At 44.3% G+C, this 25,022-nt stretch carries 22 protein-coding genes and 1 tRNA gene; 15 read left to right on the top strand and 8 right to left on the bottom strand.

Going from position 1 to position 25,022, the window contains the following annotated elements; genetic code table 11:
• Nucleotides 1-10 precede the first annotated feature (10 nt).
• The 11 genes from DAQ1742_RS13075 to phoH all read left to right on the top strand — a co-directional run bounded on the left by DAQ1742_RS13075 (nucleotide 11) and on the right by phoH (nucleotide 10,788).
• Nucleotides 11-757 carry an SDR family NAD(P)-dependent oxidoreductase gene (locus DAQ1742_RS13075; RefSeq protein WP_035340977.1) on the top strand — a complete coding sequence of 249 codons (747 nt, stop codon included), beginning with the start codon at nucleotides 11-13 and terminating at the stop codon, nucleotides 755-757.
• Nucleotides 754-1,578 (top strand): transketolase, encoded by an 825-nt coding sequence (locus DAQ1742_RS13070; RefSeq protein WP_051124021.1) that lies wholly within the window; start codon nucleotides 754-756, stop codon nucleotides 1,576-1,578. The genes DAQ1742_RS13075 and DAQ1742_RS13070 overlap by 4 nt, the downstream gene beginning before the upstream one ends.
• Nucleotides 1,572-2,540 carry a transketolase family protein gene (locus DAQ1742_RS13065; protein ID WP_035340979.1) on the top strand — a complete coding sequence of 323 codons (969 nt, stop codon included), beginning with the start codon at nucleotides 1,572-1,574 and terminating at the stop codon, nucleotides 2,538-2,540. Before DAQ1742_RS13070 ends, DAQ1742_RS13065 begins: the two co-directional genes overlap by 7 nt.
• A gap of 2 nt (nucleotides 2,541-2,542) precedes the next feature.
• A complete protein-coding gene (locus DAQ1742_RS13060; protein WP_035340981.1) occupies nucleotides 2,543-3,949 on the top strand; it encodes an AMP-binding protein in 1,407 nt (468 codons plus the stop codon).
• Entirely contained in the window at nucleotides 3,942-5,018 is a 1,077-nt protein-coding gene (locus tag DAQ1742_RS13055; protein ID WP_067486671.1) for a LuxE/PaaK family acyltransferase, read from the top strand. The genes DAQ1742_RS13060 and DAQ1742_RS13055 overlap by 8 nt, the downstream gene beginning before the upstream one ends.
• Nucleotides 5,008-6,198: an acyl-CoA reductase gene (locus DAQ1742_RS13050; RefSeq protein WP_035340983.1), complete on the top strand. Its 1,191-nt coding sequence runs from the start codon at nucleotides 5,008-5,010 to the stop codon at nucleotides 6,196-6,198. Before DAQ1742_RS13055 ends, DAQ1742_RS13050 begins: the two co-directional genes overlap by 11 nt.
• A gap of 150 nt (nucleotides 6,199-6,348) precedes the next feature.
• Complete coding sequence (locus tag DAQ1742_RS13045; RefSeq protein WP_035340985.1) at nucleotides 6,349-7,770, top strand: hypothetical protein; 1,422 nt, start codon at nucleotides 6,349-6,351, stop codon at nucleotides 7,768-7,770.
• Nucleotides 7,771-8,138: 368 nt separating this feature from the next.
• On the top strand, nucleotides 8,139-8,861 hold the full coding sequence (locus DAQ1742_RS13040) for an RNA polymerase sigma factor FliA (protein ID WP_035340987.1): 723 nt from the start codon (nucleotides 8,139-8,141) through the stop codon (nucleotides 8,859-8,861).
• A gap of 52 nt (nucleotides 8,862-8,913) precedes the next feature.
• A complete protein-coding gene (gene fliZ, locus DAQ1742_RS13035; protein WP_035340989.1) occupies nucleotides 8,914-9,426 on the top strand; it encodes a flagella biosynthesis regulatory protein FliZ in 513 nt (170 codons plus the stop codon).
• Nucleotides 9,427-9,633: 207 nt separating this feature from the next.
• A complete protein-coding gene (locus DAQ1742_RS13030) occupies nucleotides 9,634-9,978 on the top strand; it encodes a hypothetical protein (RefSeq protein ID WP_145916166.1) in 345 nt (114 codons plus the stop codon).
• Between the two features lie 21 nt (nucleotides 9,979-9,999).
• A complete protein-coding gene (phoH, locus tag DAQ1742_RS13025; RefSeq protein ID WP_035340991.1) occupies nucleotides 10,000-10,788 on the top strand; it encodes a phosphate starvation-inducible protein PhoH in 789 nt (262 codons plus the stop codon).
• A gap of 50 nt (nucleotides 10,789-10,838) precedes the next feature.
• Here the strand turns inward: phoH and DAQ1742_RS13020 are convergent, their stop codons facing one another.
• The gene (locus DAQ1742_RS13020) at nucleotides 10,839-12,443 is read right to left on the bottom strand and encodes a methyl-accepting chemotaxis protein (protein WP_035345851.1); all 1,605 of its coding nucleotides are present in this window, start codon (nucleotides 12,441-12,443) and stop codon (nucleotides 10,839-10,841) included.
• Nucleotides 12,444-12,720: 277 nt separating this feature from the next.
• Between DAQ1742_RS13020 and DAQ1742_RS13015 the strand changes: the two genes are divergently transcribed.
• A protein-coding gene (locus DAQ1742_RS13015) for an IS3 family transposase (RefSeq protein WP_408609412.1) occupies nucleotides 12,721-13,841 on the top strand; the annotation gives its coding sequence in 2 pieces (ribosomal slippage) (nucleotides 12,721-12,978 and nucleotides 12,981-13,841; 1,119 coding nt in all).
• A 27-nt stretch (nucleotides 13,842-13,868) separates the two neighbouring features.
• Here DAQ1742_RS13015 and DAQ1742_RS13010 read toward each other — a convergent pair.
• The 5 genes from DAQ1742_RS13010 to DAQ1742_RS12985 all read right to left on the bottom strand — a co-directional run bounded on the left by DAQ1742_RS13010 (nucleotide 13,869) and on the right by DAQ1742_RS12985 (nucleotide 18,935).
• Nucleotides 13,869-15,004, bottom strand: a protein-coding gene (locus DAQ1742_RS13010; RefSeq protein WP_202959069.1) for an IS3 family transposase whose coding sequence is annotated in 2 segments (ribosomal slippage) — nucleotides 13,869-14,758 and nucleotides 14,758-15,004 — 1,137 coding nt in all. Because the reading frame shifts where the segments join, the coding sequence is not laid out codon by codon here.
• A 274-nt stretch (nucleotides 15,005-15,278) separates the two neighbouring features.
• A tRNA-Ser gene (locus DAQ1742_RS13000) sits at nucleotides 15,279-15,368 on the bottom strand.
• A 193-nt stretch (nucleotides 15,369-15,561) separates the two neighbouring features.
• On the bottom strand, nucleotides 15,562-16,200 hold the full coding sequence (locus DAQ1742_RS12995) for an RpiB/LacA/LacB family sugar-phosphate isomerase (RefSeq protein WP_035341057.1): 639 nt from the start codon (nucleotides 16,198-16,200) through the stop codon (nucleotides 15,562-15,564).
• 398 nt (nucleotides 16,201-16,598) lie between these two features.
• On the bottom strand, nucleotides 16,599-17,117 hold the full coding sequence (gene fabA / locus DAQ1742_RS12990) for a bifunctional 3-hydroxydecanoyl-ACP dehydratase/trans-2-decenoyl-ACP isomerase (RefSeq protein ID WP_035341058.1): 519 nt from the start codon (nucleotides 17,115-17,117) through the stop codon (nucleotides 16,599-16,601).
• A gap of 90 nt (nucleotides 17,118-17,207) precedes the next feature.
• Nucleotides 17,208-18,935: an AAA family ATPase gene (locus tag DAQ1742_RS12985; RefSeq protein ID WP_035341060.1), complete on the bottom strand. Its 1,728-nt coding sequence runs from the start codon at nucleotides 18,933-18,935 to the stop codon at nucleotides 17,208-17,210.
• Between the two features lie 208 nt (nucleotides 18,936-19,143).
• Between DAQ1742_RS12985 and matP the strand changes: the two genes are divergently transcribed.
• The gene (gene matP / locus DAQ1742_RS12980; protein ID WP_051124028.1) at nucleotides 19,144-19,632 is read left to right on the top strand and encodes a macrodomain Ter protein MatP; all 489 of its coding nucleotides are present in this window, start codon (nucleotides 19,144-19,146) and stop codon (nucleotides 19,630-19,632) included.
• 148 nt (nucleotides 19,633-19,780) lie between these two features.
• Here the strand turns inward: matP and DAQ1742_RS12975 are convergent, their stop codons facing one another.
• Nucleotides 19,781-19,966, bottom strand: a complete 186-nt coding sequence (locus DAQ1742_RS12975) for a GhoT/OrtT family toxin (RefSeq protein WP_071604065.1) — start codon at nucleotides 19,964-19,966, stop codon at nucleotides 19,781-19,783.
• A 612-nt stretch (nucleotides 19,967-20,578) separates the two neighbouring features.
• Here DAQ1742_RS12975 and DAQ1742_RS12970 point away from each other — a divergent pair.
• Both DAQ1742_RS12970 and DAQ1742_RS12965 read left to right on the top strand, forming a co-directional pair.
• Nucleotides 20,579-20,854, top strand: a complete 276-nt coding sequence (locus DAQ1742_RS12970) for a hypothetical protein (protein WP_035341062.1) — start codon at nucleotides 20,579-20,581, stop codon at nucleotides 20,852-20,854.
• Nucleotides 20,855-21,771: 917 nt separating this feature from the next.
• Nucleotides 21,772-23,424 (top strand): methyl-accepting chemotaxis protein, encoded by a 1,653-nt coding sequence (locus DAQ1742_RS12965; protein WP_035345871.1) that lies wholly within the window; start codon nucleotides 21,772-21,774, stop codon nucleotides 23,422-23,424.
• A 79-nt stretch (nucleotides 23,425-23,503) separates the two neighbouring features.
• On the opposite strand, the gene DAQ1742_RS12960 is transcribed toward DAQ1742_RS12965, so the two are convergent.
• Nucleotides 23,504-24,988 (bottom strand): PepSY-associated TM helix domain-containing protein, encoded by a 1,485-nt coding sequence (locus DAQ1742_RS12960; RefSeq protein ID WP_180706142.1) that lies wholly within the window; start codon nucleotides 24,986-24,988, stop codon nucleotides 23,504-23,506.
• Nucleotides 24,989-25,022 lie beyond the last annotated feature (34 nt).

Here is a 25,022-nt window from a genome sequence, read left to right as displayed (position 1 = left end):
GGTGGATATTATGTTGTTGACGGGGAAAAATGTTCTCATTACCGGAACGGCTCGAGGTATGGGGAAAGCGATGCTTGAAGCGTTCGCTGCCAATGGCGCTAATATATACGCTCATGCAAGACAAGAGACACCTGAATTTGCCTCACTGATCCAATCTATAGCATCCCGCTATCAGGTCGAAATATGGCCCATCTATTTTGATATGACCGATCGTGAAGGAATGAAACTGGCAGTAAAGAAATTAATGGCAGAGAAGAAAATTATTCATGCTTTGATAAATAATGCCGGTGTTACATTAAATTCACTATTCCAAATGACGACGGAAGATGCATTAAGAAATCAATTTGAAGTGAATTTTTTCTCTGTTTTTATTTTCACTCAGTATATCTCTAAATTAATGGTCAGACATAGAAACGGTAGTATTATTAATATCTCTTCTACAGCTGGCGAGGATGGAAATCCAGGGAAGTCAGCTTATGGTGCATCTAAAGCTGCAATAATAGCGATGACTAAATCAATTGCTGCTGAGCTTGGAGAATCAGGGATAAGAGTAAATAGCATTGCTCCAGGTGTGACAGACACGGACATGTTAACAACATTACCATCGGTTATTCTGGAAGGTGCTATAAATAGTACAGATATTCTTAGGGTAGGTTATCCAAAGGAAATTGCTGATACAGCTGTTTTTCTTGCATCTGATTTATCTGCTTATATTACTGGTCAGGTTATTCGTGTTGATGGGGGTTTAAAATCATGAATAATGTAACCATGCTATTTGACCGAGCCCGTAATATACGTAAGACTATATTACAGGTCGCTCATCATGCACCAAGTGATGGTGTTCATATCTCACCAGCTTTATCAATTGTTGATATACTGACAACAATTTATGGTTCAGTACTGCGATATGATGCTTCAAATATAATAGATAAAAAGCGAGATGTATTTATTTTAAGTAAAGGACATGCTGCATTAGGACTCTATGCTACTTTACAAGAGTTTGATGTAATCAGTAAAGAGACTCTTGACTCTTTTGAAATAAATGGTTCTGTTTTGCAAGTGCACCCAACGAAGTGTCCTGAGTTAGGGATAGACTTTTCGAGTGGCAGTTTAGCTCAGGGGTTATCATTCGGTATCGGTTTGGCATTAAGCCACCGTTTAAAAAAGCAGTCTTGGCATAGTTATGTTCTCGTCGGGGATGGAGAGTGTAACGAGGGGGCTATCTGGGAAGGCGCTTTTTTTGCTGCTCAGCAGCATTTGGACTCTTTGACTGTTATTGTGGATAAAAATGGTTTGCAATCTGATGGGATGACTCGCGACATAATAAATCTTGATTTATCTGCTTTATGGCGTGCATGTGGATGGTGCGTAATTGAGTGTGATGGTAACAATATAGATGAACTCATAGAAGCGTTTAATATTCCTCATAATAGAAAGCCTAAAGTTATCGTAGCTAACACAGTGAAAGGTAAAGGAGTTTCTTTTATGGAAAACAATAAAGAATTTCATCGAAATAAATTATCTAAAGAGCAACACATGTTAGCGTTATCTGAAATAGACGGTAATAAAGCATGCTAGATATTAAATCATCAAATATTCGTTCATGGTCAATGCTAGGCTCCAGAGGAACATTTGGTATTGTGTTATTAGAGCTGGCTCACCAATACCCCAATCTGGTAGCATTATCCGCCGACCTCTGTAAATCATCTGGACTTGATCGTTTTAGTAGTACATACCCTGATCGTTTTTTTAATACCGGAATTGCTGAGCAAAATATGATAGGTGTTGCCTCCGGCTTGGCTTCTGGCGGTTTTATTCCATTTGTCACATCTTTTGCGAATTTTTTGACAATGCGTGCTGGAGAGCAGGTTCGCCATAATTTAGGCTACATGAATGAAAATGTAAAATTGGTTGGACTTGCCAGTGGTGTTGCGACAGGAATGTTTGGCGCAACACATCATGGTATAGAAGATATAGCAGTACTAAGAGCAGTTTCAAATATTACGATACTTTCTCCTGCTGACTGTGTTGAAACAGCAAAAATGACAGAGGCGGCATTACAGTATCAAGGGCCTGTATATCTCAGACTCACTGGAAATATGAGAGCTCCGATAGTGTATAACTCCGATTATGAGCTCTCGATAGGTAAAGCTATAACTCTGAGAGATGGGGCAGATGTATGCATTGTGGCGACAGGAAGCATGGTTTATCCATCTATTAAAGCCGCAGAGGCCTTAGAATATGATGGGATTAGGTGTTCAGTTGTAAACATGCATACAATAAAACCCCTTGATACTGACACTCTTGAAGAAAACCTTGATAAAAAATTAATCGTTACGGTCGAAGAGCATAGTATTATTGGTGGGTTAGGTAGTGCGGTTGCTGAGTATCTATCAGATAAAGTAAACCGTCCTCGACAACTTATCATGGGTATTCCCCAGGGATATCCTCATGCAGGAGATTATAATTATTTATTGTCAATAAGTGGATTGACGGCGTCTGACATCGTTACAAAAATAAAGGAAAACATAAGTGAGTAATTATGTTTCTTGATATAGAAAAACATCCATCTGAAAATCTCGTTGCAATTGATGAGAATGGCAATAGCCTGTCCTATGGTGAATTGGTTGATAGTGTAAATTCATTATCAAAGAAAATAAAAAAAGGAACATTGGTCTTATGTTTTACTGAGAATTCCTTTGGTAGCCTTGTTGGTTATGTCACTTTTTTATCGAACCATGTTGTTCCTCTGTTGATAGATAAAAATATCGATTCTGATTTCTTAGAAAATTTAATCGAGATATATCAACCTAATTATTTCTGGCAACCCGTCTCCAGGTCGAATGATAAGTATACGGTTATCTTTCGCTTGCATGATTATGAATTAGTTGAGACTAATTGCCCTGATTGTCATCTCCATGATGAGCTTGCATTACTGATTACAACATCAGGATCAACAGGAAGTCCTAAGCTCGTCAGGCAAAGTTATAAAAATATCTTCAGTAATGCACTTAGCATATCTTCATATTTGAATATTGATGAAGGTGAGCGAGCTTTGGTTAATTTGCCGATGCATTATGTCTATGGGCTGTCTATTATCAATAGCCATTTGATTAAAGGTGCAATGCTTTTATTAACTAACAAAGGCGTCATGCAGAAAGATTTCTGGAATTTTGTCAAAGAATATAAAGCATCATCTTTTTCTGGTGTGCCTTACACATATGAGATGTTGAAAAAAATAAGGTTTTTTAATATGGACTTGCCTGATCTTAAAACAATGACTCAGGCAGGAGGGAAGTTGTTACCTGAATTACATAGAAATTTTGCTCAATATGCCAAAGAAAAAGGAAAGCGATTCTATGTTATGTATGGTGCAGCAGAGGCTACCTCTCGTATGGGATATCTTCCGGCAGAAGTTTCTTTAGAAAAAATTGGTAGCATGGGGAAAAGTATTCCCGGTGGTCAATTTTCTATTATTGATGACAATGGTATTGAAGTAGCTACACCTAATACAGTTGGTGAGTTGGTCTATTGGGGTGAAAATGTTACTTTGGGTTATGCTGAATGTCGGCTTGATCTGGCTAAAGGTAATGAAAGAAATAACCGTCTTGAAACAGGGGATGTTGCTCAGAGAGACGAAGAGGGTTACTACTATATCGTTGGAAGGAAAAAACGTTTTTTAAAGGTGTTTGGCAATCGAGTTAATTTGGATGAAGTTGAAGGGTTAATAAAATCAAGATTTTCTGGTATAGAATGTGCGTGTAGCGGTACTGATGATAAGATATCCATATTTATTGTCGATTGTGAGCTTATCGATTCTATTAAAAAGATGCTATCAGATAGCATGAAAATAAACCATAGTGCCTTCAGTTTTAAAGTTATTTCTGATATACCTAAAAATGAGGCAGGGAAAACATTATACTCAAAGTTGGATTGCAACTATGATTAGCTACGATAATATATTCTCCCTTCCACCATACTCTTTAAATAAAAATGAAAAAAATAGTCTCTTCATAGAACGCTTGAGTTATCTCACTGTATATCATGCAGCTTCATGTTTGCCGTATGAGAAGATGTTGAATGGAATTTCGTTTGATATTAAAAAAATAAATAAAATTACTGATTTTCCTTTTTTGCCTGTTTCTCTTTTTAAGCAGCTAGATTTGTATAGTGTCGAAAAAAATGAAATTATCAAAACAATGACATCATCAGGAACTACAGGACAACAGGTTTCGAAAATTTTTTTAAATAAAGACACAGCGAGCAATCAGCAAAAAGCATTTGTAAAGATTGTTAGTGATTTTACTGGAACATCCCGACTTCCATTGATTGTTATAGATACACCAACAGTGATGAAAGATAGAAATTTATTCTCTGCTCGCGGTGCAGGTATCTTGGGTTTCTCTATTTTTGCATCGGATAAAATTTTTTGCCTTGATGAACATATGAATATTGATATCGAGGCTGTTTCTTCTTTCTTATCTAAGCACAAAGGAAGAAAGGTTCTCTTGTTTGGTTTTACTTTTATGGTCTGGCAGTTTTTTTATAAAAGCCTTAAAGAAAAAAATATAAAAATAGACTTATCTAATGCTATTCTTATCCATGGTGGTGGATGGAAAAAACTTCAATCTGAAGCCGTATCTCAAAAAGAATTCTCTCGGCTATTAAATGATTCTTGTGGAATCAAGCAGACATTCGATTATTATGGTATGGTCGAACAAACGGGCTGTATATATATGCAATGCGAGCACGGCCATCTCCATGCAAGTGTTTTCTCCGATATTATAATCCGAGATCCAAAAGATTTTTCAGTCCTTCCCAATGGGCGTCCAGGTATTATACAGGTTCTATCCTTGATTCCAGAATCATATCCAGGGCATTCACTGTTGACTGAAGATGTTGGTGTGGTTTTAGGTGAGGATGACTGTCCTTGTGGGCGACTGGGAAAGTATTTTTCGGTCTTGGGACGGTTCCAGAACGCTGAATTAAGAGGGTGTAGTGATACCTATGCTTCATAATTTTGAGAGAATTACTATTCTGGTAGGTAGCCAGCTCTTAATAGAACAGTTGTCAGAAGCAAGGCCTTTGATTGCATTTGAAAGCAGAGTTATTGATTTTTTGGATTCTTTATCGAAAAATATTTTTAAAAACACAAAGGCAAAAGATCATCCTGATGTTATTACATTAGCATTTTGGTGTAGGAAGGCATCCATTCTGGGTATAAAAGATAAAGAATATCCTTCTTTAGGTTATCGGCTAGGTCGAGGTGTTGCATTTCATATCGCCCCCTCAAATGTTGCATTGAATTTCGCATACTCCTTATTTTCTGGATTATTAACAGGAAATGCAAGCGTTGTCAGGGTTCCATCAAAGGCATTCCCACAAATTGATTTGCTTTGTGAGGAAATTAATCGAACGTTAAGTGATTTCCCTGATTTATCTCCTTATATCATTCTTCTCCGCTATCCACGCGATAAAATTATCAATGATTATTTTTCATCTATTTGTAGAACTAGATTAATATGGGGCGGTGACCTGACTATTTCAACGCTTCAGGCCTCACCTGCAAACCCGAGAAATCTGGATATCGTTTTTTCAGATCGTTATTCAATCTGTATTATTGATGCTGAATCATACCTGGCTGTTGAAAATAAAGAAAAGATTGCTTCTGATTTTTATAATGACACTCTTCTATCAGACCAAAATGCCTGTACTTCACCTAAGCTTATTGTCTGGCTTGGCAATAATAAGACTACTGCAATGTCTTTATTTTGGGAAAAATTTTCAATTCTAGCTAATGAAAGATACGAGCTCAATGCAGTATCCGCAGTCAGGAAATTAGCTGATTTTTATAAGCTTTGTGCATCACATGATGGAGTGAAAAAAATATCTGATGATAATAACACTGTTTTTAGAATTCAACTGAGTCATCTTGATAATAACACAATGTCATATTCAGGTAACTGTGGCTACTTTATGGAGTATATGGCTGATGACATTTCTGAAATATATCCAGTATGTGGTGAGCGATGTCAGACGATAGCTACATTAGGTGTCAGAAATGAAGTTATTCATGACTTCATGATGCACTATAAACCTCTTGGTATTGACAGAGTCGTTCCGATTGGAAAAACCTTAGATTTTTCTATGAAATGGGATGGGTATGATTTAGTTTATTCAATGACACGTGGTTTTTAATTAAGAACGTCAATACATAATTCTCTAAAAATCTCACCATTAATTTATTAGTGGTTTTTTTATTGTAGAGAATTATCTGTTTTAAAAAACGAATATCCTAATGATATATTGCGCTAATGCTATAATCATTTATCAATAATGAGGTTGTTCATGTCAAATTACTCCAATGTTAAGTCGGCTCACCAATATTATCGAGATGTGTTTAGTAGTGAGTTGGTTATTGGTGATATTGGCGGATTATCAAAAGATATTATAGTTGATATTTTCGTCAAAAGAAGTTGTGACATTTACACTTTGAATAAAAAATTATCGGTTAGTCAAAGCAATTTACCACCAGAACAGGATAAAGCTTTAAGGCTGTTGTTGAATGCTATTGCGTTATCTAATCTGACGCTGGATGAAAAATGGAAAGGACAGCAGGTAAGATTGCCGAGCGAATATATCGATAACATTGTTAGTTATCTTGGGGAAGTACTGGATGTAGCTCCGAATCTAGAATATTTAGTAGTGTCTATCCAGATACTATTCCGTATTGGTGCTATAGAGCATGCTGTTACTTTGATTGAGAATAATCTAGAGGTGTTGCAGGATGTGCCTGTTGTGTTTAAGATATTATTGCTCACCTGTATTCTTGAGGAAGATTACCAGTATGCAATGTTACTGGCACAAAGGATGGCTGCTAACTCTTATCTTATAGGTGAAGATCCACTAGCATTGCTGATGGTAGTTACTACTATATTTAAGAGTGGCGGTTATCCTGATTCATATATCGACTTCACTTCACTTATATCTAAAAAAGACGATGTTAGTTATGATCATTATCAGTGGCTATTGAAGAGAGAAATAAAAAATGACAAGCCTACAATACTGATTTCTTGTGATGTGAAATATTATCATCAACATGCAGTGTCCCTCATCTATTCTTTATATGAGTCTAATCGTGATAGTTTTAATGTACACCTTCACGTCTATGATGCTGATGAGTTGACTATAGAAAATATAAAAATAAAACATGCCTCCCTGCCTGAGTTAAATATCTCTTGTACTCTTGAGCCAATCGGGAATGTATCGGGTATTAATGTTCACTATGCGTGTAGGCGATTTACCGCAGCAAATTATCTTTTATCGATATTTCAGGGGCCATTACTAATTGTTGATGCGGATTCTCTGATAAAAAACAATTGGCGGTTTGTTGAGCCTAAACTTGTATCCTCCGATATAGCGTTAACCAAAAGTGAAGGTGCTCCTTTCTGGGAAAAAGCGATTGCTGGATTTGTCTATCTTAATGGTAGTGAGGAGTCCAGGCGGTTTATTAAAAAAGTTGCCCTTTTTATATGGAATAATTTGAAGAAAAACAATGTTGTCTGGTTTTTGGATCAAGTTGCACTATCTGCTGTTTTGGATGGTGTTGGAGAGTCAACAAATATTGCACGGATTGATACGTCTCTTGTCTTTGATATCAATCATCAAGAAGGGGCATTTATGTGGGCAGTCACCACCATCAAGGACGCAGAAAATAACTACTCAGCATATAAAAATTATCTTCTTGAAAAATATAATCTCATTGCGTGATAGCATCCGGTTAAAAAAAGATCAAGGCGACTATTTACGTCATTTCATCCGACACATCCGACCATTATTTCTATAATAGTCTGATAAGAATATCTAAGAACGTAATCTGGTTTTTCATCGACATACGGTTAATGTGTTAATAGTTTCTTTCATTACCAGTCAATCACTGTAGAGCGATATCACAAAAATTGCTCTCATTTGGGATAGTGCAGGTGTCCAGCTTCAGCGATAGAAGCTACAATACTCAGAAATGGCAATTGGGCAGCATATCTGAAAAAAGCCTTTTTTCTACACCTATTCTTCCGATTGCCGTTGTATGCTAAACGCATAATGTTATGTAGAACCTTAAATTATAGGTATTTATCACTGTGAGCGAACTGTATACCGCTGAAGGCACAATGGATAAAAATTCACTATGGAAGCGCTATGCTCCTTTGGTGCGCCATGAAGCCTTGCGCTTACAGGTTCGTCTTCCGGCAAGTGTGGAACTCGATGACCTCTTGCAAGCCGGAGGGATTGGGTTACTTAGTGCAGTAGAACGTTATGATTCGTTACAAGGTACGGCGTTTACTACGTATGCTGTGCAACGAATTCGTGGCGCAATGCTGGATGAGTTACGCAGCCGGGACTGGGCACCACGCAGCGTCAGGCGTAATGCCCGTGAAGTCGCACAGGCAATGCAACAGGCTGAACAGTCTCTTGGCCGGGCACCAACCGAGCTGGAAGTTGCCCATACCCTGAATATTCCGCTTGAAGAGTATCGACAGATTCTTCTGGATACTAACAATAGCCAGTTGTTTTCTTACGATGAATGGCGTGAAGAGCACGGGGATAGTGCCGAGGCGTTACTGGAAGGAAATGAAGAAGCGAATCCGCTTAATCAACTGATGGATGTTAATGTGCGCCAGCGGGTGATGGATGCGATTGAAAATCTTCCAGAACGTGAAAAAATGGTATTGACACTCTACTATCAGGAAGAACTGAACCTAAAGGAAATTGGTGCTGTTCTGGAGGTGGGAGAGTCACGCGTTAGTCAGTTGCATAGCCAGGCGATAAAGCGTCTGCGTGCGAAATTAATGAGCGACGTTTAATTTAGGCGCGCAGACATGGAAGTAGTATCACTCTACAGTCAGGAATGGACTCATGCCTCAATCAACCAGGAAGAAGCAGCTTCTTAGTCGTTATCTGAAAGATTTTAAGCACAAACAGACACACTGTGCTAACTGTGCGAAAGAACTTGATCGCGTCTCTTTGGTATTTCGCGATCAGCTTATCAATAAGAAATCGATAGCCATGATGGATCGCTTAATCGATCACGCTATCTGGGAGTCAGTTCAGGAAGAACTTGTCCCGCTATGTCGCTTTTGTAGCGAAGTTTTTTGCAATACTCACGCCAATTATTTTGATATCAAGTCCTTCACTCAATATCTGATCGAGCAGACTGAAGTCCGGCATAGCACGATGCGTGAATATGTTATTCGGTTACGTCGTCTCGATGAGTTATTGGTGGCGAAAAATTACCCACAGGAAAGTTTTGCTTCAGACGGTAATGTTCAGCAGCGTATCTGCGATTATTTACCCGATATTGAGCAAACAACCTACCGCAGTGCCTTACGGAAGTACGACCAATACCTGCATTGGCAGAAACATTATTGACCCCTTCGATAATATCGTCCATCAGTAGCGGTATGCTGGTGTATACCATTATATGATGACAGTGCAAAAATACTTGCCAAACAGGGGCAAAATAGCGCACTGTCATCTTACTGACATCAATGAACGATAACGTTTTCATGATGTCGGAAGCCCGATGCGATCAATCATTATTCATCTGAATAGTCATTGTCACAGTAAGGAGCGCGAATGGTAGAGTCCTTCTCTGGACATAGCAGTCAGCATATTCGCCTGTCTTTGCCGCATATTCAATGCGGTGTTCGTTTCTCCCGCACTATTTTCTCCAGCGTGATTTTGTCCAGCCTGTTTATAGCCACCGTCGCCGCTTATCGCTATTGTTGCTGTAAGCCTGCCTGTTCTATGTCCGCTGTTTGTTCTCATCAATACGATGCCGGAAAAACCATTCCTATTGATAAACTGATAGGGTGGGGTAAACGCCGGCTTTTCTCATTTCATCTTTGTTGTGGCTTAGTAAGGAAGCCAAATCTCATTTGTGAACGAAACACCTTCGGCATTTTGCCGAATTGTCAGTGAAACAAACTGTAAGGTGCCACTATGGGAAGACAAAAAGCAGTGATCAAAGCGCGTCGTGAAGCGAAACGGGTTATCAGGCGCGAGTCGCGTAATCATCGTCAGCGTGAAGAGGATTCGGTCACTTCTCTGGTGCAGCTAGGCGGAATCGAAGCCATCGGTATGGCTCGTGAAAGCCGTGATGCTTCTGCCATTGAAGCGCGTAATCTGGCCCAGCAGTACTACTTGTCTGCAATAGAAAATAAGTCATTAATCTTCGCCAGTGGTGAGGCCGGGTGTGGAAAAACATTTCTTAGTGCTGCTAAAGCAGCGGAAGCTTTGCTTCATAAAGAGGTCGACCGCATTATTGTGACCAGACCCGTGCTACAGGCAGAAGAAGATCTTGGGTTTCTGCCCGGTGATATCGCTGAAAAGTTCGCTCCTTATTTCCGTCCGGTTTACGATGTGCTCCAGCGCCGTCTGGGCTCATCGTTCTTACAGTATTGTTTGCGACCAGAAATCGCCAAGGTGGAGATTGCACCGTTTGCATATATGCGAGGTCGTACATTTGAGAATGCGTTTGTTATTCTCGATGAAGCGCAGAATGTAACCGTTAATCAAATGAAAATGTTCCTGACCCGTTTAGGTGAGAATGTCACTGTCATTGTTAATGGTGATATCACTCAATGTGATTTACCCGCGGGCGTAAAATCCGGCTTGCGTGATGCATTAGAGCGTTTTTCCGAAGATGAGATGGTGGGAATTGTTAACTTTGTTACGCAAGACTGTGTTCGCTCCGAACTTTGTCAGCGAACATTGGTGGCGTATTCCTGACATAATAACGGGGCTGCCAGGCAGCCCCGCTTACCAAAACGATTTACCTGTCAGCGATGCCCTAAACGCAGAGAACGCATACCTTCCATCGGTTGGTTAGAGCCATGATGGCTGGTGTTTGCCAGTTTAAAAATTTCTACAGACTGGCGCAACCGGATAGCCTGATCGTTTAGCGAGTCTGCCGCCGAGGAAGCTTGCTCGACCATGGCAGCATTCTGCTGAGTGACGGACTCCATTTGGTTAATCGCGATATTAATTTGCGAGATACCACGACTTTGCTCTTCTGATGCCAGCGACACCTCATTCACTAAGCCTGAAACACTCTGGATGACATTCTTTACGTTCCCGATAGCTTCGCGTACATCGTCAGCTTGTACAGTGCCGCGTTGTACTGCGGTGATAGCGCTATCAATCAGTGTTTTGATCTCTTTGGCCGCAGAGGACGAACGTTGCGACAAGTTTCTCACCTCGCTGGCAACCACGGCGAACCCTCGGCCATGCTCACCCGCTCTGGCGGCCTCAACCGCCGCATTCAGTGCCAGGATATTGGTCTGAAAGGCAATGCCTTCAATCAGGTTGGTAATATCGGCCACTTTTTCTGAGCCGCTCGCGATTTCCTCCATGGCATGCATCATGCGTTGTACGGATTCGTTGCCATGTTCGACGACATTACCTGCTTGCTGACTCAGGCGGTTAGTCTGGGCCGTGTTCTCAACATTGCTCTCTATGGTGGATGAAATCTCGTGCATACTGGCTGCCGTTTGTGCCAGTGATGAGGCCTGCTCTTCGGTACGGGCGGAGAGATCCTCATTGGCTGCGGCAATTTCTCCTGCTGCTGTAGAGACACTCTCACTTGCGGAACGGACATCGGAGAGCACCGTCGAGAATCGTTCAATCAGGTGATTAAACGCGCTTGAGGTTTGACCTATCTCATCGTTTTTACTGGTATCGGCACGCAGCGTTAAATCCAAATTCTCGCTGACAGAAATAAGCGTCTGGCGCAGTGCATTCAGGCTGCGGCGTACATAACTGATAATGATCGTAGACAGTGTGCCTGCGGTAAGTAGCGCAATCACGATAAGGCTAACCAGGCCGAAGAATGCTTGCTTAAAGCTGCTGCCGTTTTGAGCCTGAAGCCCACCGGCCAGCTCGACATTGTAGTTGTACTGCTCCTGAAATCCTTTAACCAACTTAGCCTGGGCCTGATTCAGGTATCCACTGTCAGAAAACGCTTTTTCAACGGCCTGATTATCAGTTTGTGCCTGCTGGAGCAATTTATCTTTGGCTGCGCGAAAGTCATTTAAATATTTCAGGTTATCGTTTGACATCTGCAAGTCTTGCTTGTCAGAAACCAGGCCATCACGGTATGCCGTGCTGAGCTTTTCTACGTTGGCCAGATTATTTTCAAGCGTTCTTTTTAATGTATTACGTTGTTGTTCATCACGGGTCAGAAACATCAGTGAAAGATCGTTAAGAGCATTGCTTAATGCATTGTTCGCTCTTACCAGATTATCGAGGCTGGGTAATGTGTTGACCATCACATAGTCCAGACGATCTTTTGATTGGCTCAATAATTGTAAGCCAAGACCACCCACGCTAATCAGTGCAAGAGTGAAGATGCTGATAGCAATGGCTAATTTTTTCACGATAGTCATATTGGAGTACTCCGCCAGAGACTGCATGGTAAGAATGTAAGGGTATAACTCATTTTCTGTAGCCAATCTATTTTAATTAGATTAAGTGAACATTAATGAGACTAACGGTTAACTTTATATTTATATTTACCACGTAAATATAAAACAGATAACTATAATCAAGCTTATTAGTTACTGTGCACGATGCTGGAGGGGTTATCCATGTTTGACCTGCTCCCCATTGATTAACACACGACGATGTTAGTAATGTCTTCATCAGCAACATGAGGACAACCCCATGAAGAAGCGTTTTTCCGACGAACAGATCATCAATATTCTTCGCGAAGCCGAGGCGGGTGTTTCCGCCCGCGAACTTTGCCGTAAGTACGCCATCTCCGACGCCACGTTTTATACGTGGCGTAAGAAGTTTGGTGGCATGGACGTACCTGAAGTAAAAAGGCTTAAGTCACTTGAAGAAGAGAACGCCCGCCTCAAGAAGCTGCTCGCCGAAGCCATGCTGGATAAAGAGGCACTACAGGTGGCTTTGGGCCGAAAGTACTGACGACAGACCAGAAGCGGGAAGCCGTGACAGTGATGTGCAAAGCGACAGGTCTGTCGCAACGGCGTGCCTGCAGGCTGACAGGTTTGTCCCTGTCGACCTGCCGTTATGATGCGCACCGCCCGGCTACTGATGCGTATCTGTCTGCACGTATCACCGAACTGGCAATGGAACGCCGACGTTTCGGTTACCGGCGTATCTGGCAGCTTCTGCGTCGTGAAGGCCTTTGCGTTAACCACAAACGGGTCTACCGCATCTATCATCTCAATGGCCTGGGCGTAAAACGCAGACAGCGCCGTAAGGGTCTGGCGACTGAGCGGCTTCCGCTTCTTCGCCCGGATGCGCCGAACCTGACATGGTCGATGGATTTTGTCATGGATGCACTTGCCAGCGGCCGCCGGATTAAGTGCCTGACTTGTGTGGATGATTTCACGAAGGAGTGTCTGACGATCACTGCTGCTTTCGGTATTTCAGGCGTTCAGGTCACGCGTATTCTGGACAGCATCGCGCTCTTTCGTGGCTATCCGGCGACAATAAGAACCGATCAGGGCCCGGAATTTACCTGCCGTGCGCTCGATCAATGGGCCTTTGAGCATGGTGTGGAGTTGCGACTTATCCAGCCAGGTAAGCCAACGCAGAACGGATTTATTGAGAGTTTCAACGGTCGCTTTCGGGATGAATGCCTGAATGAACACTGGTTCAGCGATATTCTTCATGCCCGGAAAATCATTAATGACTGGCGGCAGGACTATAACGAGTCCAGACCTCATTCATCGCTGAATTACCAGACGCCGTCTGAATTTGCAGCAAGCTGGAGAAATGGAAAATTAGAAGGTAAACAAACCGATATTATGGACTGACCCCACGACAGTAGACAAAACCTGTCCTCACGACGAGGCCTGTTCAAAGGCCTCCGGGCTGACGCCGCCGAGATGACTGTGGCGCCGGGCCCGGTTGTAAAACACTTCAATGTAATCGAAGATATCCGCTCGGGCCAGATCCCGGGTTTTGTATATTCTCTTTCTGATGCGTTCTTTTTTCAGTGAACTGAAGAACGATTCGGCCACCGCATTATCCCAGCAGTTGCCACGCCGGCTCATGCTCGGGGCCAGGTTATTGGCCCGGCAGAAGCGCTGCCAGTCATCGCTGCCGTACTGGCTGCCCTGATCGCTATGTACGATGACCTCGCCGTCGGGTTTACGTCGCCAGACAGCCATCATCAGCGCATCCAGCGCCAGTTCGCGTGAGAGAGTCGGCTTCATCGACCAGCCCACTACGTTACGGGCGAAGAGGTCGATAACTACCGCCAGATACAACCAGCCCTGCCAGGTGCGGATATAAGTGATGTCGGTGACCCAGACCTGATTGGCCCGGACAACAGTAAACTGCCGCTGCACGCGATTAGGCGCGACTACTGAGGGTCTGCCAGCGATACGGCGTGGCGCTTTATAGCCGCGCACAGCTTTAATCCGGTTCAGTTGCATGATGCGGCTCACCCGGTTTTTACCGCAGGTTTCCCCGATTTCGTTCAGGTCGCCATGAACCCGCCGGTAACCATACACGCCTCCGCTCAGTGAGTATGAGTCACGGATAAGCATCAGCAGGCGCTCGTTATCTTTATCACGCGCCGAGACAGGGTTATGCAGCCACGCATAGAACCCGGCCCGGGCGACATTCAGTACCCGACACATCGTCATCACACCCCATATATTGCGGTGCTCATTGATAAAGCGGTACTTCAGTCGGGCTCCCTTGCAAAGTACCGCGCGGCCTTTTTCAGGATATCCCGTTCTTCTTCGGTGCGTTTTAGCTGCGCCCGTAGTTTCAGGATCTCGCTTTTGGCTTCCAGTAAATCACGGGCATGCTGTTCACTGTTATCAGGTTTGATAGCCCGTAGCCACTTGTAGAGGCTGTGTGCAGAAACCCCCAGACGGTCAGATACTTCGGCAACGGAATAACCGCGTTCCGTTATTTGACGGACGGCTTCTTCCTTAAATTCAGGTGTAAATCGTGGTGTGCCCATATGCTCCCCCTATGCTCAAACTATAGAGCAGGATCGTCTACCGGGGTGGGGGCAGTCCATTACTAACTGATCGTTGTATCTAATACTGGGGGCAGGTCACTAACATGATAAGGGTACGAACATGCGTATCAGGAAGAGAGGACGGTATGGACAGCGGGTGCCTGAGACAGGTTGCTAAAATGTATGACAGTTCCATTTGGTTAAACCAGAAAAATATTCCAGTCTGAAAATAAAAAGGCCCTATGAGATTCATAGGGCCTTTTCGCAAATCATTTGGCGGTGAGGGAGGGATTCGAACCCTCGATACGTTTTCACGTATACACACTTTCCAGGCGTGCTCCTTCAGCCACTCGGACACCTCACCGGGATTACCATCATGTGGTAATGCGGCGCTACTATAGGGAGTCGTCAGGTCAGGGTCAAGCAGTATTTCAGGCTTTTGAAAAATCTGGTGAAGTGTTGAACGAACAAGGAAAATTCACTGGCTGGGAGTAAAAAAGACCACCGACAGGGCGGTGGTCTGATGATGGATATCTTGCTGGCGCAGGCCGAATCAATCAGGCCAGCAGTGATTTGATGTAGCTGGTCAGTTCAGCGTCTTTGCTGTTGGCAAAGAAGTATTCCTGAAATTTCGGACCAGCGATCGCGCCTTTAACCAGGTCCTGATCCAGCCCTTTCAGAATGGTGATCAGGTCGCGGTAGGTGACTTCTTTCACCGCATCCAGAATTTTCTTGTTACGCTGCTGCGGAGCAACGCGATCGCTTGGGTAGCCACGGCCACCTTCTTCTTTGAAGAGCTGAGTAAACAGGTTTTCCAGATTCAGTTCAGCACCCCAGCCGAAACCTTTGGCATAAGGCAGAGAAACGGCGTTCCCGTTGTTGATCTGGGAAAACAGATAGGCGTCAGACGGGTCAACAACCAGACCGCAGATAACGCCCGGGAAAGAGTTGCAAGCCAGCATTGCACCCTGACCCGTACCACAACCGGTTACCACGAAATCAGCGGCACCGGAGTTCAGCAAAATAGCAGCCAGAATGCCATTCTGGATGTAAGTCAGCTGAGCAGCATCTTCAACAGCGTACTGACCGTAGTTATCAACGGTGTGCCCCAGAGGCTCTACCGCTTTGGTCAATGCAGCAGCGATGATCGCATTTTTAGCAGCCTGGCTGTTCTCGTTAATCAGTGCAATTTTCATGTTCGTTCCTTTATTGATGCGCACGACGCCATTGTGTGCGGAGAATTACATTTTTTTAAAACACTATTTCATTTAGATGCTTCAGTATACCTTGCTCAATTAAAACCGCAAACCACCAGAATTGGGAATTGATCGCAAAAACGTGACCTGGTCGCGTCCTTAAACGCAGGTGTACGAATGCCAGGCTATGGATACGGGGTTTTCGAAAGAAGAGTCAGTCGACAATTTTACGCAATAAAGGGGAGGAACCTGTTGCCGGCGAAGACCTTGATAACATCATCAAAATAAAGGAAAGCCGTTTATGTGCAAATGAGCCGGGTAACGGTATTACGCAATCTGTGGCGTACGACGGTTGCGATACAAATACCCGGCACGACATGTGCCGTGCCGGGTCAAGACTAGAATGTGCTGGTATCTTTAAACAGGCCGACTTTCAGATCGGTGGCTGTATAAATAAGACGACCGTCAACCAGTACCTCACCATCGGCGATGCCCATGATCAGTTTGCGGTTGATGACACGTTTAAAGTGGATGCGATAAGTCACTTTTTTGGCATCTGGCAGGACCTGTCCGGTAAATTTGACTTCGCCCACACCCAGAGCACGACCTTTGCCTTCACCGCCCAGCCAGCCCAGATAAAATCCGACTAACTGCCACATGGCATCCAGGCCCAGACAGCCTGGCATTACTGGGTCACCGATAAAATGGCAACCGAAGAACCACAGGTCCGGGTGGATATCCAGCTCTGCTTCCACATAGCCTTTTCCATGCAGGCCACCTTCTTCGGTCATTGAGATGACACGATCCATCATCAGCATGTTACCGGCTGGCAATTGTGGGCCCTGTGAGCCAAACAGTTCACCCCGGCCGCTGGCGAAAAGGTCTTCTTTGGAATAGGAATCGCGTTTATCTACCATGTTTCTATAAGCCCTGTTTTTGTGGAGCACGCAGGTTAGCGTACAGATGTACGCTGAGCAAGTCTGTTACTTCTGGCCCAACCAGTTTCCTTAGCGGAAAAACCAGGGGAAACGACGCCGCTCTTGAGGCAACAATTGTGCAATACGTTCCCGAATAGCGGCCAGCAAGCAGGGTTGGTGCTCGTCATCGTACGGAACCTGGGTCAGGATGGTCACCGCTTCAGCAACAGATTCCACCACATAAACGTGGAAAGTGCCTTCACGTACAGCATCAATGACATCTTGTTGCAGGCATAAGTGACGCTGGTTGGTGGCCGGGATAATTACACCTTGTTGGCCCGTCAGCCCCCGACGTTGACAAACCTCAAAGAACCCTTCGATTTTTTCATTCACGCCACCAATAGGCTGCACATGACCAAACTGGTCCACGGAACCGGTAACGGCTAATTGCTGGTTGATTGGTTGCTGCGATAATGCGCTGACCAACGCGCAAAGTTCCGCCAAAGATGCACTGTCACCATCGACTTCGCTATAAGATTGCTCAAAGACAATCGACGCGGAGAAAGGTAACTGTTGATCGAGTTCCAGTTCAGCTATCAGGAAGGCTTGCATGATCATCATGCCTTTAGCATGCAGATTACCGCCCAGTTCAGCTTTGCGCTCAACGTCCGTCAACTCGCCATCACCGGGATGCACAACACAGGTAATACGGGTCGGTTCGCCAAACATCAGCGGATAACCTGGGTATTCCAGCACTGACAATGCGTTTACCTGCCCGATGACTTCCCCGTCGGTTTCAATCAGAATCTGACCCAGTTCAATGTCATCCTGCATGCGCTCGGAGAGATAACCTTCACGCCAGCGGCGAGTGGTTACGGCATCAATAATCGTCTGTGCGGTAATTTCTTCCTGGCGAGTGTAGATCGCGGCATGTTTGAGTTGATGCGCTAACCACTGTGGGCAGAGTGGAACGCTCCCCTGATCACCGCTATAACGGACGGCGAGCGTAAACAGTTCAGGCCAGGCATCCGCAGATAATGCAGGCAACTGATATTCAAGACATAGCGCATTGATATAAGCGCACCAGTGCACCATGTCTTCCGGGTCGATTAATTGCCGTTGCGATTCAAACTCACCATAAATCGCCAGTTCGCCCAGTTCGGGCTCCATGTCATGAATGTCGGCCAGGCTGTCACGATCGCCAAGTACAATTAAGCGCAGCTCGAGGGGCATCGGCGGAATATTCACTGGCAGGGGCGCACGTTCATCGGGTGACAACCAATGATAGTGTCCATCCAGGATAATTTGTTTTAGTCTCAACCACATAAGCGGTTGAGCCAGCAAGGTACGGGCTGAGAGAATGAGCGTACCGCCGTTAACGCGGTGGATAAGCCCAGGCTGAAGGCTGATTTGGTCTTTAAAGATACGCACACAACCAAAGAGTTGTTCAGGCTCAATCCATTCCTGATAACCACAGCGCTGGCTGGCGGCAAAGTTATCATCAGGATACTGAGCGGGGTGGCAGCTAACCTGGTTGCCATCAATCTGATAACGGCAGCCGTGTAACATCTCTGATGACGGTGGCAATTGATTGATAGCCTGGTCAATCAGCGCCAGATAAGCATTATTCTCTTGCGCTTTCAATAGCATAAAGCGCGAGGGTGAGCGAGGGTGACAAAAAATCGTCAGTGCATTAGCCAGACGTGGTTGCACCGTTGCAAACTCGGCAGGAGCAAGTTGGGCTGCCTGGGAGAATAATGTCTGATATGGCGTATGATCGGGCAGTAGTTGCTGCCATTCGAGTCGGTTATTGGTCAAAGTATCTGCTGTAATCGTTTAAAGGGAAACCGCAATTATACAAGAATTCTTGAGGCTGCATATGTGCTGTGCCATGAGATGCGAGGCAGAGAGCATCTGGTGTAAAATACTGGGTGAAAAATAACCAGCAAAGGATTGCCTGTAGTGGCATATCAGGCAACAATGAGCCTATATTCAGCCATGTTACACGATCACAACAGAATAAAGCATGAAATATCAACAATTAAAAAATCTTGAGTGCGGCTGGAAATGGAAATATCTGGTCAAAAAACATCGGGAAGGTGAGCCCATTACGCGGTTTATTGAACAGAGTGCTGCGGATGAGGCGGTTGCGCAGTTACTGGCAATGGAGAACCACCCGGTAGACGTGCTGGAGTGGATAAAGCGCTTTATGAGTCCGGCGCTGGAGAACCGGATGAAGCAGACCATTCGCGCCCGTCGCAAACGGCATTTCAACGCCGAGCATCAGCATACCCGTAAGAAATCCATCGATTTAGAGTATTTGGTCTGGCAGCGTCTGGCAGCGCTGGCGCAACGACGAGAAATCACACTGTCAGAGACGATTGTGCAATTAATCGAAGATGCTGAGTATAAAGAGAAATACGCGAATCAAATGTCTGTATTAAAGCAGGATCTGGCGGCTATTCTTGAGCCATCATCGATAGAACAGACGCCTCTGGCGAAAGATTCGGATTGATGTTTTTTGTCTTACAGGCTGCGTCAGCGCAGCCAGATGTTGACGTTAGCCTCATCGCCTGTTGGGGAAAGGTCGAGCTCGTTGGTTTAAATCCTTTTTTATTTTATGGTTAATAGTGCAATCGAGTTAATTTTTTAATTAATTATAATTAAAAAAACGAAAAAACCACCACTATCGGAAAGCTCAATGGCCAGGTTACACCGATTAATATTGAAGCCAGAAAACGCATGGTTAACGAATTATCCCGGCTCATAAAAAACGTGAATAACATTGATACCGGGAAGCCAATGAAATAAAGGGTTCTTATCGTTTCCCACAAATGATGGTGTGACACGCTGGCATCCTTATGGTCGTAGGGGGGCGTATTCTATGCCGTTAAAATTTCATGATCAATCGATTAACTTGCCGTTGTTTTTTCTCTTCTTTGTGATGCTCCTCTTCTCGGGGGGTAAAGATATCCAGGCCAGATACGCTATGGGCTGAGATGTGATCTGCCGCACGTCACGTTATGGGATGATGTGTTGTGCACCGCAACGAATGCACTGCTGAAAATGTTAATAATTTGTGGTCTTTGGTGTGGTTGCAAAACATCAACAGCAAAATGGCCTGTCAGGCATTAATAATAGGTTGAGTTGCTATTTATTTTTGGCGGTCACGTCAAAAAAATGTAATGCAGAAAATTCTGATTCGCTGTCTGGGGGAGTATCCGATGAGTTTATCGCATGTGTCAGAGTATTTGGCGCGCGGGTTTGCAGCCGTATGATGTTTGTTTTGCCGTGGTTTTTTACAAAAAAGATGAAAATTTGGCCTATATCACACCAACAACACGTTTGTTTGGCATTTTCCTTAACATGATATGACAATTATATTAATTTTTTGTTTCCGTATGGACTTTGACTGCATACTGGCATAGCTTGGAGTTTTGTGCTGCCATAAAGGTAATAAAATGAGTGAGATATCAAGTCTATCCCTGAAAATTCCGCAGGATCTCAAAGAGAAGATCAAAGCGGCTGCTCTGGAGAATGAGGTTTCTCTTAGTGCCGAGGTCAGCGCTCGTCTGCTGAAAAGTTTTGATATCGAAGAACATGCCGATGATGCAGATGCGGCAGACGCGATTGATAATCAAAACACAGAAGAAATTACTGAACAGCCGCTGACAGCAAAAGAGATAAAGAAACTTCGTCAGTTATTAAAAGGTAAAGGATTGACCAAGAAAAAATAATTCTTATTTTCCTTCTGTGCCGTGCCCATATCGGGCACGGGATAATCGCCCACTATAAAATAATCGCGGCCATTCCCATACCATCCTGATACATCATCTATACCTGGTATCGATTCTCAAGAAACCATAATTTTCTTCTGGTGTTGGGAACGAGAGGCGAGGTTTCGTCACTTAATGCCCGAATGGACTTTGGGTACAGCATAATCCTTTGCTTGTGGTCGAATGAGTTCTGTAAATTTTCTTGCTCTTGGACACAATATACTTATCATTTTTATTGTATTGTGAAAGAATTGATTGCCGCTCACCTTATGTTAAGCAATAGGCAATCATAGAAATAACAGGGTGTTTTTTTAGGCGTTTATCGAGTAATCGAGAAAATTTTTCTGTCACCTTGGGAAATTTTATCGGTGCCCTCGTAGCCTAAATGTGACGGCAGGGTCACTGTTTTCAGCGGAAATCAATGTCATGGAGGATAAAGTGATTTCCAAATCAGATATTACATATGGTCCTACCACACAATCGGTATGGAACCTATTACTGAGCAATCATGTCTCAATCAAAAGCTATTTCTTTATGATGTCATATGACAATATCAAGACGTTTAATACCTTATTAAAAACAGGTAAGAGCTCCGCTGTTACTGAAATATGGCGGCATTGTTTTCAAATGTCCTCTTCCAGCGTTTATGGTGTTTTAATGTAATATTAACAGGCATGTGTACTATTAGAAGACTGTACTATTAGAAAATGGCAAATGTGGAGCAACGCTGGCGTTTACAGTATCAGTGGTTGATGAAGGCCGGTTATCGGAGCAGATGCCGGGTGAAGTATAATGGACATAATGTATGATGGATGAATCTATTGCTCATGCATTATTTATCGGAAGGTCGTCAAAGGGATTTTATGGAGGCGTGCAAAATGAATTTTTCTAATCTTAAAATAGGATATAGGCTTGCGATAGGATTCTCATTTATTATCGTTATGCTGTTAATTACAGGCTCTGTTGCATTAAGTAAATTAAGCGAGTTTAATCGAAAAATGAATTATACCGTTTCTACACTTTATCCGGTAACAGCAAAGGGGCATAGGCTGATTGAAGAGTTAAATAATGCGTTGATGGGGCAGCAGCTGATATTGATGCTGGACTCCAAAGAAGAAATAAGACAGCGAAATGAAGAAACCAGAAAAAATTCTGCGGAAATTACGGCGTTATTGTCAGATTTAAGCTCACACGCAAATGATGAGCGTTCTGCCAGTTTGTTACGAGATATTCAACAGCTCCGTGCTGAATACTCAACTTCGGGTAATAAATTAATGGAACTCGCCAGCCGTGGTGATAAGCAAAGTGCGATTGCTGAGTTACTCCATGTTTCTTTGCAATTACAAAAGAAATACAAAGCTAAAATTGCAGAGTTTATTGATTATCAAGATGATCAAATGGTTGCCTCAAGTGAGAATGTACAGAGAAGTTATACCGAAATTAAATTAGGGCTCTGGCTGGTTTTGATATTCAGTATCATCGCTGGCGGTATTATAGCCTGGTGGATGACTCGTAGTGTGACACATCCATTACGTGACGCTGTAAAGCTGGCAGAAAGAGTCTCAACGGGTGATCTGACATTTGAGCCAACAGTATGTCATCAAGATGAAACCGGTCAGTTGCTTCATGCTTTATATAACATGAATGATAGCTTGCGTAATATTGTTGGTCAGGTTCGTGATGGTGCAGAAACTATCTCGTCTGCTGCATCGCAGATTGCTGCCGGTAATCAGGACTTATCCGCTCGTACTGAAGAGCAGGCCAGCTCACTGGAACAAACTGCCGCCTCTGTCGAGCAGTTGACAGCGACGATCAAGAACACAACAGAGAATACGAACCATGCGGCGTCATTGGCGGGGCAGGCATCTGATATCGTGCGTCAAAGTGGTGAGATGATGGCGAATGTCACCCGTGAAATGCGCGAAATTCACGATGGTTCTCAGCGAATGGCAGAGATTGTCAGTGTGATAGACAGCATTGCGTTTCAGACCAATATTCTGGCACTTAATGCCGCAGTTGAAGCTGCACGAGCCGGGGAGCAGGGGAGAGGCTTTGCCGTGGTGGCCAGTGAAGTTCGGGCTTTAGCACAACGTAGTGCTAATTCAGCTAAGGAAATAAAAGCGTTAATTGACAGTTCGGTACAGAGAATTAAAGACGGCATGTTGCTGGTTGAAAATACCGAACAGACCATGGATGAGGTCATTAATAATGCCCATCATACAGGGGGAATTATTCGAGAGATAGCGCAGGCCAGCCAAGAGCAAAGTGATGGAATTAATCAGATTAATCTGGCTGTTGGGCAGATAGATGTCACCACACAGCAAAATGCAGCATTAGTGGAAGAGTCGGCAGCGGCAGCTTTGTCATTACAAGAGCAGGCTCATGCATTAGCGAAAACAGTGAGTGTGTTTAAATTAGGTGCGCAGGCAACCCAGGCGGTGTGGCAGCATCAGCATAGTGTTCTGGAGGCGGAGTTGGCGGTGCTTAATGATAAAGAACGGGTAAGAACACCACAATGGGCAACATTTTGATAACCTGGCTATCGGACTGATAATATCGTGATGTAAACCGCAGCACAGGCTGCGGTTTACTAGGCGGTATCACGCCGGGTTACGCAATCGCGTAACGTCTGGCGCGTGTCCAACGCCAAATATCAACCAGCAAGAAGAGCACCAGGCTTATTCCCATGACGGGTAAGGTGATGGCCAGTAGCGTGGTTATCAACAATACCAACGCTTTTGCTGTGGTTCGTAAAGCCAGGAACGCTGTCGTCAGCGTTTGTATCGGATGGGGTACTGCTCGATGGCGAGGGCGACGAATCCACCACATTTTATATCCCCAAATAATCAACGTACACAGGCTAAGGCCAAACGCTGCCAGCAATAGCTGATTGGGTAAACCGAACAGGATGCCCATATGTGCATCAATGCCCCAGCGAGTGAGTTTGGCGGCTAACGGGTAGTCAGCAAAGCGGACTTTATCAATCACGGTCAATGTGATTGGGTCGATAGCGATGGCATCGACTTGAGTTGGCCATGAACGATCAATTTCACTTACCGTCCAGGCTCGTTGCGGTTTTGTTGCAGGCCTAATTTCAATTTTTCCCGCGTCAATTCCAGCCTCACGGGCGACAGCCAGTATTTTGTCAAACGTTGTCCGCAGAGGGGGGGATGCAGCAGGTATTGTCAGCAACTGATGCTCTGCATGAACACTCATATCATGCAGTGAAGGAGTTTTTAGCTGGGTGTTAACCGAAGGGGTGAGCCAGCCCATCGCGGCTCTTAGTGCAGCAACGTTATCGCCGGCCCAACGTGACCATGTCAGGCCCGTCGCGGAAAAGAAAACCAGACCGATAATTAAGCACAATCCCATCATTGAGTGGCGGTGGCGAAGATGCTGGTGCTGTCTCACCGGGCTGAATTTTCTGCTGGCAGACTGAGTCAATTGGCGTAATTTAGGGGCGACTTTTCGCGTGCTTATCCAAAGATAAACTCCTCCCAGCGCCGCAAGCCATAGCCATGAAGCAGCCAGTTCGCTGTAATTACGTCCTACTTCGCCAAGTAACAGCTGACGGTGCAGGTAATCCAGCATCGTCCGAAACGGTAAAATACCACTGGTGCCATATACGGTCGCAGAGCCACGGACCTCAAGCGATACGGGATCGACAAACACCGCATAACTCTCCGAAGGGCCGAGTGAGGGGAGCGAAAACATCACGCGTGTCGTTTGACCTGCGCTTGGCGAGGGGCGTACCGCAGTGAGTTTGGCCGCTGGCTGTTGGCGGCTCAATGCCTGTGTGGCGGCATTTATTTGCTGTGATAACGGATGTGCCTCTCCGGTGTTGCCGGTAAAAAGAAATGTGGAGTAATACATTGATTCTATTTGCGGTGTTAACACATACACGGTGCCAGTCAGGGCTGCGACAAAAATAAAAGGCCCGACGAACAGGCCAATATAAAAATGTAATCGCATGAGTAAGGCGTGTAATGCAGCCCGCTGTGAGCGGGTAGTCGTATTGTGATGTGTATCGGAAAGTGTTGGCGTCACCGATTTTGCTGATTGGACAGCTGTTTTTCCCGTTGCAGATACGGACATAAAACCCCTCTCTTAAGAAAGAGTCAGTAAGAAG

It is taken from the genome of Dickeya aquatica (assembly GCF_900095885.1).
Taxonomy (GTDB): domain Bacteria; phylum Pseudomonadota; class Gammaproteobacteria; order Enterobacterales; family Enterobacteriaceae; genus Dickeya; species Dickeya aquatica.
This window is presented reverse-complemented; position numbering and strand designations above follow the sequence as displayed.

Excerpts from the sequence above, each read along its gene's own strand:
- DAQ1742_RS12960 (WP_180706142.1), bottom strand. The coding sequence starts at position 24,988 with ATGTCCGTATCTGCAACGGGAAAAACAGCTGTCCAATCAGCAAAATCG.
- matP (WP_051124028.1), top strand. The coding sequence starts at position 19,144 with ATGAAATATCAACAATTAAAAAATCTTGAGTGCGGCTGGAAATGGAAA.
- DAQ1742_RS13070 (WP_051124021.1), top strand. The coding sequence starts at position 754 with ATGAATAATGTAACCATGCTATTTGACCGAGCCCGTAATATACGTAAG.
- fliZ (WP_035340989.1), top strand. The coding sequence starts at position 8,914 with ATGCCTCAATCAACCAGGAAGAAGCAGCTTCTTAGTCGTTATCTGAAA.
- DAQ1742_RS13030 (WP_145916166.1), top strand. The coding sequence starts at position 9,634 with ATGGTAGAGTCCTTCTCTGGACATAGCAGTCAGCATATTCGCCTGTCT.
- DAQ1742_RS13075 (WP_035340977.1), top strand. The coding sequence starts at position 11 with ATGTTGTTGACGGGGAAAAATGTTCTCATTACCGGAACGGCTCGAGGT.
- DAQ1742_RS13020 (WP_035345851.1), bottom strand. The coding sequence starts at position 12,443 with ATGACTATCGTGAAAAAATTAGCCATTGCTATCAGCATCTTCACTCTT.
- phoH (WP_035340991.1), top strand. The coding sequence starts at position 10,000 with ATGGGAAGACAAAAAGCAGTGATCAAAGCGCGTCGTGAAGCGAAACGG.
- DAQ1742_RS13065 (WP_035340979.1), top strand. The coding sequence starts at position 1,572 with ATGCTAGATATTAAATCATCAAATATTCGTTCATGGTCAATGCTAGGC.
- DAQ1742_RS12965 (WP_035345871.1), top strand. The coding sequence starts at position 21,772 with ATGAATTTTTCTAATCTTAAAATAGGATATAGGCTTGCGATAGGATTC.
- DAQ1742_RS12995 (WP_035341057.1), bottom strand. The coding sequence starts at position 16,200 with ATGAAAATTGCACTGATTAACGAGAACAGCCAGGCTGCTAAAAATGCG.
- fabA (WP_035341058.1), bottom strand. The coding sequence starts at position 17,117 with ATGGTAGATAAACGCGATTCCTATTCCAAAGAAGACCTTTTCGCCAGC.
- DAQ1742_RS13050 (WP_035340983.1), top strand. The coding sequence starts at position 5,008 with ATGCTTCATAATTTTGAGAGAATTACTATTCTGGTAGGTAGCCAGCTC.
- DAQ1742_RS13055 (WP_067486671.1), top strand. The coding sequence starts at position 3,942 with ATGATTAGCTACGATAATATATTCTCCCTTCCACCATACTCTTTAAAT.
- DAQ1742_RS13060 (WP_035340981.1), top strand. The coding sequence starts at position 2,543 with ATGTTTCTTGATATAGAAAAACATCCATCTGAAAATCTCGTTGCAATT.
- DAQ1742_RS13045 (WP_035340985.1), top strand. The coding sequence starts at position 6,349 with ATGTCAAATTACTCCAATGTTAAGTCGGCTCACCAATATTATCGAGAT.
- DAQ1742_RS12970 (WP_035341062.1), top strand. The coding sequence starts at position 20,579 with ATGAGTGAGATATCAAGTCTATCCCTGAAAATTCCGCAGGATCTCAAA.